The sequence below is a fragment of the Clostridium sp. MSJ-8 genome (assembly GCF_018918325.1).
Lineage (GTDB): Bacteria > Bacillota > Clostridia > Clostridiales > Clostridiaceae > Clostridium.
Window position 1 is genome coordinate 1 of record NZ_JAHLQH010000008.1, and the last position, 12,345, is coordinate 12,345.

9 protein-coding genes and 1 tRNA gene are annotated in these 12,345 nt (G+C 26.2%); 7 read left to right on the top strand and 3 right to left on the bottom strand.

Annotated features, from left to right (window positions below; translation table 11 throughout):
* Positions 1–185 precede the first annotated feature (185 nt).
* Positions 186–260 (top strand) — tRNA-Arg (locus KQI77_RS00970).
* A gap of 124 nt (positions 261–384) precedes the next feature.
* Here the strand turns inward: KQI77_RS00970 and KQI77_RS00975 are convergent.
* A complete protein-coding gene (locus tag KQI77_RS00975; RefSeq protein ID WP_216387473.1) occupies positions 385–861 on the bottom strand; it encodes a hypothetical protein in 477 nt (158 codons plus the stop codon).
* A 525-nt stretch (positions 862–1,386) separates the two neighbouring features.
* Here KQI77_RS00975 and KQI77_RS00980 point away from each other — a divergent pair.
* The 4 genes from KQI77_RS00980 (at position 1,387) to KQI77_RS00995 (ending at position 6,675) form a co-directional block, all read left to right on the top strand.
* Positions 1,387–2,718, top strand: a complete 1,332-nt coding sequence (locus KQI77_RS00980) for a radical SAM protein (protein ID WP_216387474.1) — start codon at positions 1,387–1,389, stop codon at positions 2,716–2,718.
* Positions 2,719–2,720: 2 nt separating this feature from the next.
* Entirely contained in the window at positions 2,721–5,150 is a 2,430-nt protein-coding gene (locus KQI77_RS00985) for a DEAD/DEAH box helicase (RefSeq protein ID WP_216387475.1), read from the top strand.
* 34 nt (positions 5,151–5,184) lie between these two features.
* On the top strand, positions 5,185–5,772 hold the full coding sequence (locus KQI77_RS00990; RefSeq protein WP_216387476.1) for a cyclopropane-fatty-acyl-phospholipid synthase family protein: 588 nt from the start codon (positions 5,185–5,187) through the stop codon (positions 5,770–5,772).
* Between the two features lie 717 nt (positions 5,773–6,489).
* Positions 6,490–6,675, top strand: a complete 186-nt coding sequence (locus KQI77_RS00995) for a hypothetical protein (RefSeq protein ID WP_216387477.1) — start codon at positions 6,490–6,492, stop codon at positions 6,673–6,675.
* A gap of 50 nt (positions 6,676–6,725) precedes the next feature.
* On the opposite strand, the gene KQI77_RS01000 is transcribed toward KQI77_RS00995, so the two are convergent.
* The gene (locus KQI77_RS01000) at positions 6,726–7,634 is read right to left on the bottom strand and encodes a phosphatidylserine decarboxylase (RefSeq protein ID WP_216387478.1); all 909 of its coding nucleotides are present in this window, start codon (positions 7,632–7,634) and stop codon (positions 6,726–6,728) included.
* A 128-nt stretch (positions 7,635–7,762) separates the two neighbouring features.
* Between KQI77_RS01000 and KQI77_RS01005 the strand changes: the two genes are divergently transcribed.
* Positions 7,763–8,545 carry a Cof-type HAD-IIB family hydrolase gene (locus tag KQI77_RS01005; RefSeq protein WP_216387479.1) on the top strand — a complete coding sequence of 261 codons (783 nt, stop codon included), beginning with the start codon at positions 7,763–7,765 and terminating at the stop codon, positions 8,543–8,545.
* A 184-nt stretch (positions 8,546–8,729) separates the two neighbouring features.
* Positions 8,730–10,406, top strand: coding sequence for an ammonium transporter (locus tag KQI77_RS01010; RefSeq protein WP_216387480.1), 1,677 nt, complete (start codon positions 8,730–8,732; stop codon positions 10,404–10,406).
* Positions 10,407–10,529: 123 nt separating this feature from the next.
* On the opposite strand, the gene KQI77_RS01015 is transcribed toward KQI77_RS01010, so the two are convergent.
* Positions 10,530–12,125 carry an ABC-F family ATP-binding cassette domain-containing protein gene (locus KQI77_RS01015; protein ID WP_216387481.1) on the bottom strand — a complete coding sequence of 532 codons (1,596 nt, stop codon included), beginning with the start codon at positions 12,123–12,125 and terminating at the stop codon, positions 10,530–10,532.
* Positions 12,126–12,345 lie beyond the last annotated feature (220 nt).

The window sequence follows — 12,345 nt, forward strand, 5'->3', positions numbered from 1 at the left end:
GCTCTAGTTTATCGTTTTTTAAAAAACAAGCAAAGATAAATTTTCAAAATTTTCAGACAATTTAAAGGCGAGATTATGAGAAATTTATTCAATATAAATAAATTTAATCTTTACCGCTGATTTATAATTAAATAACTTGCTTAATTAAAAGGGTTGTGATAATATAGTTTTGTTATTTAATTTAAGGAGCGTTAGTTAAACGGATATAACATACCGCTACGGACGGTACATTATGGGTTCGATTCCTATACGCTCTGCCACTTATTTTGAAGAATGGCTATATAACTAGGCTTTAAGCTTTTTTATATGGTCGTTTTTTTCTATTTTTTCCTCAATTATATTTATGATTAATTTTTTATACAATAATATAGTTATTCTATACTATTATTCAAATTTAATATTATTATTTTCAAATGCTAAATCTAAATAACTTAAATCCACGTCAGTATAAATATATTTAGTTGTATAATATTCATGTTTTTTTTTAACTAAATATATCTCTTCATTATCAATTAAACGTATAGGATTCTGATTAGAATTTAATTTGCATAAAGGTTTTAATCCATCTAAGTTCCATTTTTTCAAGAACTCTTCATATTCCTTTTTCCTAAAATAAGCATAAGCTTGTTTAGAGGTATTTCTTAAATAAATATTACCATTAACTCTAGGAAACTTATAGTAATCTCTAGTTCTAACTTTACTACTAGAAACTAAAATTAAATGATCATCTTCTGCGTATATTAACCATTTATTCCATTTAATTTGATTTATGCCTATTAATTCACCAGTGCTATTATCATAAAATTCAGTAACACTTTCACCAGCTTTTTCTTTATTAAGCACTTTTATTATATTTAACATAATATACCACCTTCTTAAACTTCATATTTTATATAATACATATCATTTGTTGATTCATAGTGGCTATACTCTGTTTTTTTGTGATACCTAAACCTTAACACAAATAATCCACTATGGATTTTTTAGTTCAATCTAATTATAAAATTAGACTTAAACATATTTCTTAAATTCTTAATTAATTTTCGATTAATTCTTATTTTCCTTAAGAGGTTTGTAGGAATGTGTAAAATAACAAATTGAACTAATTTCTATATATTAAATAAATACTTGATTTTACTATAGTGTATAGATTTCATCTAAATTCATTTTAAATAATTCTTAGTGTGTAAGAACAGTAATTTTCATTACGGTAATAATTGGATTATTCTTTTCCGAATCAACAATAAACACCTTTTTTTACTAGTTTTTAAGTGTATATAATGTAAAATATTTGATATTACTAAATTGGTTTGATAAAATATTTATAATAAATATTTAATTTTGTAATATATAAAAATAATTTAATATGAGAGGAAAACAATAAATATGGAATATGAAAAAGAATTAGAAGTTTCTTTAGATAAGATATATGATTTGCCTGAATTTGAGGTCATTGAATATAGCAAAAAATATATAGTGATTTTTGTAAAATTAGCAAAGTGGATAATATTAGATAATAATAGGCAAATGGGAATTCTTGATATGTTATATTGTAAAAAGTCAATAAAAGAAATTTTTGAAATATATAATCAATACGAAGAGGAGATAATAAATGTATTAACTCAAATTGAAGCAAAAAATATAGAAAGTAAAGAAGTAAAATCTATATTCGAAAATAAAAAAATGCATATACATTTAACCAATATGTGCAATATGAGGTGTCCACATTGTTATATGAAATCTGGAAAGGGTTATGAAAATGAATTATCAACACAGGAAATAAAAAAGTTGATTTATGATTTCCATAACTTTGGTGGTACAAATATTTCTATTACAGGTGGTGAACCTGCAATTAGAAAAGATTTTATGGAAATCTTAGAGTATATTAATAAATTAGAAATGAAAGTTTCTATTTTTAGTAATGGTACCTTATGGAGCGAGGAAATGGTAGAAAAGGTAGCAAGTTTAAATATTGAAGGTGTTCAAATTAGCCTTGATGGATATGATGAAGTTAGTAATTCAAGCATAAGAGGTCAAGGATATTTTGACAAGGCTTTAAATACGATTGATTTATTAATAAAAAATGATATATACGTTAAAGTTGCAGTTACTCCACCATATGATTTAATAAAAAGAGATAAAGATAAATATATTAACTTTTCAAGAAAACTAATTTCTAAATATCAAGAAAATGCAATAGAGATTAATTATTCTTTTTTCTTTATGCCAGGAAGGCTATTAAAAAAAGATGAAATAGAAAGAAATAAGGAAGAATATTTCAATATAATAAATTATGTTGTTAAATCTATTTATGGAGATTTTACTGAAGATTCTTTTGTTAATAATGTAATAGGAAATATTCGAGATAGTTGTGGTTTTGGTGGGCTGAATGTTATGGCAAATGGTGACTATTATTTTTGTGATAGAATATCAGATGTAAACAAAATAGGTAATATACGTAATATACCATTTAATGATATATATATAATGATGAAGAAAGCTGAAAAGGCTGCTAAAATTGAAAATTTTAAGCCTTGTGGTTCTTGTGAATTAAGGTATATTTGCGGTGGTGGTTGTAGAGCTGAATTTTTTCCACAGTTCACTTCTTTAACAGATTTTAATAATGTGGATTTTGATATGATAAAGCCAAGAAAATGTGCAGAAAAAGAAAAAATATATAAATTGATGATTGATACTAATGAAAGGTTTTTTAGCTAATTATGTATAAATTAATGATTGTTATCGATGGGCCTCAATCAAGAAAAAATGGATTTGTAGTATTAAAAGTATACTATAGTAAAGATTTGAAAATAAATAAATATGGAAGATATGTGGGCAATAGCATATATGAGGCAGATATTTTTAATTATATTCCTATAGATAATTGTGATGTTAATAAAATAAAAGAAATATTTGAAAAATACTGCAAACAATTATCTTTGAATTCATTTTATATAAAATTAGACTATATAAAAAAATTTTTTTCTATGTTAAAAGAGTATGAAATAGTTTTTATTGATAATACAGATAAAAAACTTTTTCGTGTAGATGAAATTAAATTTAATTGTGAGAATAGAAGAGAGAAATACAAATATGTATTGAATTCATTGAATATTTTATATTATTCTAATAATATTTTAGTGTTACAGTACAATAATGAGTATAAAAATAGTATAAATGAAGTAATTCCAATAGTAAAATTAATGTATTATGATAATGAAAAAGCATATTATCTTATTTTTGATTATTATGGAAATAAAATTGCTTTATCAGATAAAAAAATATCTATTAAATGTGGTAAAAGTATATATTTGAGAAATTATCAATATGAAAAAAGTATTGTTTCAAAATTAATTTCCGAACATTTTGTTAAACTTTTAAAAAATAAATTTAGTTATTCTGGACATGAGAATATAAAAAAAATAATTGATAAACTTTCAGAATTTAATATTATTGTTCAAAGAGATGAAAATATAATAACTCCTGAAATTAGTGTTAGAAAAATTGAGCCAGGATGGTTTGAATTAGATTTAAATTGTGAAATAAATGGACAAATAATGGATTTGGCTTCTAAAATTAAATTATTTTCAGATAAGAATGAAATCAGAGAAGGCGATAAAACTATTATTTTACCAGAATCAATTATAAATGCAAAGGAGCATTTGATAATTGATTCTGGCAAAATAAAAATTAATGAATCACATATATTAAATATTTTACAAATAATTCATGAAAGTAATAAACATATAAAAGATTTTTTTAAATATTCTGATGTTAGTTTAGAATTACCATCCAATATTACCAATAAGGCTTTTAATTATCAGTTAGAAGGAATAAAATGGCTTAAATTTCTTTTCTTGAATCACTTAGGAGGATGTTTAGCTGATGATATGGGGCTAGGAAAAACATTTCAGGTTATATCTTTTCTAGAAGATAATCAAGTTAAAAATAGTATATATAAAGTATTAATTATAGTTCCAAAATCATTGTTATTAAATTGGGAGAAGGAGTTTGATAAATTTAAATCAACATATAAGGTTGGGATTTATTATGGAAATAATAGAAATGAATTTATATTTGATAATTATAATATAGTTATTACAACCTATAATATTGCTTTTCTAGATAAAGAGGTATTAAATAAAGAAAAATTTTCAATTCTAATATTTGATGAAATTCAAATAATAAAAAATTATAAAGGTGAAATAAGTAATTCATTGAAACAGTTAAATGTACCAATGAAAATAGGCTTATCAGGAACACCAATGGAAAACAATATTTCTGAATTATGGAATATAATGAATGTGTTAAATCCTAAAATTTTTATGGATCATTCATCATTTATAAAAAGGTATAATAAAAGAAATTATTCTGAATTAAAAGATCTTTTAGATTTTTTTATACTTAGACGTATGAAGAAAGAAGTATTAAAAGAAATTCCTAATAAAACTGTTGAGATTATATATTGTGATATGGAACAAGAACAGAGAAAATTATATTCAAGTATTAGTTTAGCATTAAAAAATACTATTATGAGTATGAAGATTTTTTCTGGATCTATAGTATTAAAAGGATTAACTTTATTGAGACAATGTTGTTGTCATCCATTATTGTTAGATAACAAAATAAATGTTGATAATATATATCAGTCTTGCAAAATGGATGTTCTTAAAAATTTAATTAGTAATTTATATAATTCTGGACATAAAATTTTAGTTTTCAGCAATTATACCTCAATGCTTAATATCATTAAAGATGAATTGGAACATAGTTATAATGGATTTATTTATTATTTAGATGGTAAAAGTAAGAATAGAAATAAAATTGTAGAAAAATTTGAAAAATCTCAAAATGGAATTTTCTTGATAAGTATTAAAGCAGGTGGTGTTGGTCTTAATTTAGTTTCAGCACAAGATGTAGTTATAGTTGATCCATGGTGGAATCCTTTCGTAGAGGAACAAGCTATTGATAGAGCATATAGAATTGGACAAGAAAATTCTGTTACTGTTTATAAGCTTGTAGTAGCAAATTCAATAGAGGAAAGGATTATAGAAATGCAAAATGATAAGACAGAAGATTTTAATAAATTGCTTAATGGAATTTCTAAAGATAAAAATATAGATTTAGAAGTTATATTAAATTTATTATAATTAAAGTTTAATTTTTTTATAAAGGTAAAGTGATATGAATAAATTGATAGATTTTTGGATGTATTATCAATATTTTTTAAAAACAAAATATCTTAAAATTCTTAAGGATATAAAAGGACTAGACTATTTGGGAAGAATAGAAAATAAAGATAATACTGAGTGTAAAGGCTATGAAGGATGTTATCCTATAAAAAGAATATTGAAGAAATTAGATATAAAAGATACAGATGCTGTTTTAGATATTGGCTGTGGTAAGGGATTATTTTTATATTATGCATCAAAATTTAAATTTTCTAAAATTGTAGGAATTGACTATTCTGATGAATTAATTAAAATTGCTCAAGATAATCTTAATCTTATTTCAGATGAAAGAATTAAGGTTTTACTGTGTGATGCAAGAACTTTTTCGGATTTTGATAAATATAATTATTTTTTCTTAAATAATCCGTTTAGTAAGAATATAATGGAATATATTGCAAAACAAATCAAATTAAGTTATAAATTAAATCCAAGAAAAATTTGTGTTATTTATCAATTTCCGTTTAATAAACAAATTTTTATTGATCATGGATTTGGTGTTGTATATGATAAGTTTCCAAACAGTATTTTGATTTTGAGTTAAATGTATGCTATAATGTCTATAAAATATATTTGCTATGGAGGGGTTATTATGAAAATTAAATGGAAAGTAAATAAACAGATGAAGAAAAAAGTAATTGCATTTGGATGTTTTTCAAGTTGTGAAAAAATGAGAAATGCCGATTAAGGAGAAGTGTTATGAGAGTGGTTTTAAAATGGAAAGTTAAAAAGAATAAATCTAAGGATGTAAGTGTATCATCAAGTCATTATACTTTTGCTAATTGCAAATCAAAATGTTAAGATACTTTATGTAAGATTAAATAAAAAAGGTAAGATGTGAATTGTTTAAAAATTCATATCTTACCTTTTTAGTTTTAAATATAATACTTCAAGTAATTATTATAATCAATATATTGATATTGTAAAAGATAATGCAATAGCAACAGAATTAAGTGGCAATGGTGGCAATATATATGATGCTTTATTTGGAAATGAAGGCAATGTAGAAGAAATTTTAGATGATTCTTTAGAAGACTATATAACAGGGTGGTAGTATATATATGATGAGCAGATAAATGGAAGAAATAAAAAAATTAATGAAAACTAGAAAAAATATAATAAACATGATTACATCTGTATTTAGCATAGCTATAGTTATATTGAATTTTGTTTTTGTAGTTAAAAATAAGAAAATATTATTTGGAGATACTTCAAATTTTATTATATACATATTAGTAAATGCAATAATATTAGCCATCATATGTATATACTATTTAACGTTGTATTAACTGGAACAAGATATTCTTATAGCATAAGAATTCATACTGAAGATGGTTGTTATTGCTATGATGTAGAATTTCTTGAAGATATAAAGATATTAAAAAATAAAATTAAGGCTAAAAGTGGTTGTGAAATAAAAAAACTTTTAATTTGGGTATGTAATTAAAGAGGGGTGTAGTATCAGTATGTTATTACTAGTAGCTACAACCCTTTTTATTATAGGCACATATCATTTTCATTAATTTTAATACCAATTTTCTCGCCCATTTTAACAATACATTCAAATCCTAAATTAGTCTGTTCTATTATATCCCTATCGATTATTGCGTGATTCTTTTCTAGAAATAATATAGTTGTAGAACCTCCGAATTTAAAATAACCTTTTTCAGATCCTTTAGATACGCGTGTGTTAGGTTTATATGTTTGAATAATTGAGCCTACACCAGTAGCACCTACTTCAATAGTTAGTATATCTCCAAAGTTATCAGATTTTAAGATGGAGTATTCTCTTTTATTTTGACAAAATAGCTTTGGAATTTTATCAAGGGCAATAGGATTAACTGAATAATATACTCCTTTAATAGGCTTACTGTCAGTAGTGATTCCATTATCAATGAAATGAAATCTATGATAATCTGTAGGACATAATCGAAGAATTAAGCATGTACCTCCATTATACTTATTAGCAAGTGTTTCATCACCTATTAATTCTGAAAGTGAATAAGTTAAATATTTAACTTGAACTAAGCTATTTATATCAATATTTTCATAAGCTAATATACGACCATCACCAGGAGATATTAGAATATCATTATTAGAATCATAAGGTCTTGCATTAGGTTGTAGTTTTCTAGTGAAGAAATCATTAAATGAAGAGAAATCTTCTAATGATTTTTCTGCAATAGATAAGTCTATATCATAGTTTTTTATGAACTTAGGTATCTTATTTCTACTAAGTTTACTATCATTGTACATTCCAAATATTTTAGAAAAAATTCTACGTTTAACTATTAATTCTGTTATGCCTTTTCCAATTGGAGATTCATATGCCCAATGGATTGATTTATCTCCATATACCTTCTCTACTTCATATTCATGTGTTAATCTATTAAAAAATTTTATCATTATAAATTCCCTCTTAAAAATAGTAATTTAATTAATATTTTATTGTAAATTATATTAAAAGTCTATATAATTTTGATATTGAGTTAAAGGCAATAATAAATTATTAGGACAAATGAGGAATGAAAAATATGAAGATTTTGGCAAGTGATTTAGATGGTACATTAGTACAACATAGAAATAAGATTCTAGATAGAGATATACAGGGATTAAAACAATTAAAGAATAAAGGTCATAAGTTTGTTATTTGCACAGGTAGAACATATAATGGAGTAGAAGGATTAATTGATAAATATAATATCGATTATGATTATTTAGTGTTATGTAATGGTGGGTTTATAGTTAATAGAGATCAAGAAGTTATATTAGATGAATGGATTGATGAAGAATATGTTTCTAGAATAGCAGATGAATTTTGTAATCACCCTAATGTTATTATGTTTTTAGATGATTCGAAGAAGACACTTGTACTTAAAAATAATGAGATGAGTGAAGAGAAATTTAATGAGATTTTAGAAGGATTTATACAAGAGATAGAAGTTAAAGATAAGCAAGATTTCATAAGAAGATGCAAGACAATGTGTTTATTTTATGTTGATAATGATGTAGTTAATGCTCAGAAAATAAAGGATGATATATATAATAAATATGGTTCTTCTGTAGAGGTATTTAGGAATCAATGTTTTATAGATATAGTGCCTATTGGGTGTTCTAAAGGTGAAGGATTGCTTAGGGTTTTAGCTAGAGAAGGATTGTCTCAGGAGGACTTATATGTAGTGGGAGATTCTTTTAATGATATATCTATGTTTAATGTAACAGATAATAGCTATACCTTTAATAACGTTGAAGAGGGAGTAAAATCATTAGCAAATAACATAATAGAACATGTATGTGATATTGTTGAAAGTATGTAGCTATAAGTGTAGTTGATTACCACATAAGAATATTTAAAAAACTTTATTGACATTGAGGAGAAGAATAACTATAATTAAATACAAGCAAAGGTGCTTAGTAAATATTTCAATTAGAAATATTTCTAAGCACCTTTTTTGTTATTATTTTATATTAAACATATATATTAAAAGAGGGGGAATTATTATGGAATTTTCATCAGTTGATACTATATGGACTTTACTTGGGGCTGTATTAGTATTCTTTATGCAAGCAGGATTTGCTATGGTTGAAACAGGATTTACGAGGGCGAAGAATGCAGGTAACATCATAATGAAAAATTTAATGGATTTCGCATTAGGTACTTTAATATTCTGGCTTATAGGTTTTGGATTAATGTTTGGACAAGGCAATGGATTTATAGGAAGTATTGATTTTCTTATAAGAGGAAATTATGATTTCTTAGGATTAACAATTCCAACACCTGTATATATAATATTCCAAACAGTTTTCTGTGCAACAGCAGCAACAATTGTTTCTGGTGCTATGGCAGAAAGAACTAAATTTTCAGCATATTGTGTATATAGTTTAATAATTAGTGCAGTTATTTATCCAATATCAGGTCACTGGATATGGGGCGGTGGCTGGTTATCAGAATTAGGCTTCCATGATTTCGCTGGATCAACAGCAGTTCATATGGTTGGTGGCGTAGCAGCATTGATAGGAGCATATATTCTTGGACCACGTATAGGAAAATATGATAAAGATGGTAAACCAAAAGCTATATTAGGACATAGTTTAACATTAGGAGCACTTGGTGTATTTATTCTTTGGTTCTGTTGGTTTGGATTTAATGGAGGTTCAACAGTATCAGCAACAGGTAATGATACTCTTGATCTAATGGGACATATATTTGTTACTACTAACTTAGCAGCAGCAACAGCTACAACAGCTACAATGATTATTACTTGGATTCGTTATAAGAAACCAGATGTTTCTATGACATTGAATGGTTCATTAGCTGGTTTGGTTGCAGTAACAGCAGGTTGTGATATGGTGTCACCTATTGGTGCATTCATAATAGGTCTTGTAGCAGCATTTGTAGTTGTATTTGCAATAGAATTTATTGATAAGAAACTTAAGATTGATGATCCTGTTGGTGCAATAGGTGTTCATGGATGTTGTGGAGCTGTAGGTACTATATTAACAGGTTTATTATCAACTAGTGATGGTTTATTATATGGACATGGTGTTAAATTCTTTGGAGTTCAATGTTTAGGAGTTGTAGTTGTTATTGCTTGGGTTGCTGTTACTATGACAATTGTATTTAATATTATTAAACATACAATTGGACTACGTGTACCTGCAGAAGAAGAAATTGCTGGTCTTGATAAAGTTGAACATGGTTTAGTAAGTAGTTATGCAGACTTTATGCCATTACAAGCAACAACTTTAGAACAAGGAACAATATCTACACCAAATGTTAAACCTATTAAAGTAGTAGATGCAACTACTGCAGGATATGATAAGCCAGATGGTAAGTTAAGAAAAGTTGTTATATTAACTAACCAAGAAAAATTTGACAACTTAAAAACTGCAATGGAATCAATAGGAATTACAGGTATGACAGTTACAAGTGTTCATGGATGTGGAATGCAAAAAGGTAACATGGAATACTATAGAGGTGTAGAAGTAGAAATGCACTTACTTCCAAAGGTTAAAATAGAAATTGTTGTAGCAGAAGTTCCAGTAGGACAAGTTATTGAAGTTGCTAAAAAAGTTCTTTATACTGGTAATATCGGAGATGGTAAGATATTTGTATATGATTTAGAAAATGCTGTTAAGGTAAGAACAGGTGAAGAAGGTATGGATGCTATAAAATAATATTTTAAAGAAAAATAGCGGCACATTGTTTGAGGGATGATGTGCCGGTACTTTCTTAAAAATATATGTTTAATACAAAAGGGGAGATATTACTAAAGAAATGTAATATCTCCTTCTTTAATTTTATTTGCTTGAATCAGTTAATTCAAGGTATTCGTCAAATGACATAGTTCTATCAATAAATGAACCATCATCCTTAATATCTATGATTCTATTAGCAATTGTTTGAATAAATTCATGATCGTGTGAAGCAAATAATATATTGCTTGAATAATCTTTTAAACCATTGTTAACAGCAGTTATAGATTCTAGATCAAGGTGGTCTGTAGGTTGATCTAACATTAATACATTTGCGTTAGATAGCATCATTCTAGATAACATACATCTAACTTTTTCTCCTCCAGAAAGTACATTAGCTTGTTTTAGTGCTTCTTCACCAGAGAATAACATTCTACCTAAGAAACCTCTTATATAACTTTCTGATTTTTCTTCTGAGAATTGTCTTAACCAATCAACTAAGCTTAAGTCACAATCATCAAAATATTCAGAGTTATCATTAGGGAAGTAAGACTTAGTTATAGTAACACCCCATTTTACTTCTCCACTATCTGGTTCCATTTCTCCAGCAAGGATTTTGAATAATGTAGTTATTGCTATAGGATTACCAATAAGAGCTATTTTATCATTTTTATTAACTAAGAAGTTAATGTTATCTAAGACTTTTACTCCATCTATAGTTTTGCTTAGATCTTTTACTGTTAATATATCATTTCCTACTTCTCTTTCTGGTTTAAATCCAACAAAAGGATATCTTCTGCTAGATGGTTGTATGTCTTCTAATGTTATTTTATCTAATAATTTTTTTCTAGAAGTAGCTTGCTTTGATTTTGAAGCATTAGCACTAAATCTAGCAATAAAGTCTTGAAGTTCTTTAATTTTTTCTTCTTTTTTCTTATTTTGATCTTTAGCCATTTGTAGAGCTAATTGACTTGATTCATACCAGAAGTCATAGTTACCAACATATAGTTTAATCTTACCAAAGTCGACATCAGCCATATGAGTACATACAGTATTTAAGAAATGTCTATCATGGGATACAACTATTACTGTTCCTTCAAAGTTAATAAGGAAATCTTCTAGCCATGTAGTTGCCTTTAAATCTAAGTGGTTTGTAGGCTCATCTAGAACTAATATTCCAGGATTTCCGAATAACGCTTGTGCTAAAAGTACTTTGATTTTTTCTGCACCAGTTAAATCTGATACTTTTTTGTAATGATCTTCAGTACCTATTCCTAAACCTTGTAATAGAGATGAAGCTTCTGCTTCAGCTTCCCATCCATTTAAGTCCGCAAATTCTGCTTCTAATTCAGAAGCTTTAATACCATCTTCATCAGAAAAATCTTCTTTTGAATATAGAGCATCTTTTTCCTTCATAATTTGGTAAAGTCTCTCGTTACCCATAATAACAGTTTCAAGAACTTCAAATTCATCATATTTGTAATGATCTTGTTTTAAAACTGACATTCTAGTGTTAGGAGCAATAATTACTTCACCTGTGTTAGGTTCTACTTCACCTGATAGAATTTTTAAAAAGGTACTTTTCCCTGCGCCGTTAGCACCTATAACACCATAACAATTACCAGGAGTGAATTTTATATTTACGTCTTCAAATAATTTACGTCCGCCATATCTCAAACTTACATTCGATACAGTTATCAATTAGTTTCCCTCATTTCTATTAAATATTCATTGATTTATTATAGCATAATAAACAAAATGATAATATAACAAATATAAAATTGTTGAAGTTGATAGAAAATAATATAAAGAAACACATAAAAATGGAATTACGTGAAGCTTTTTTTACCTTTCATGTAAATAAACCAATATTATTCAATGGTTATTATAGAATAGTGAAGGGGGTTACATGGAGGCTAAA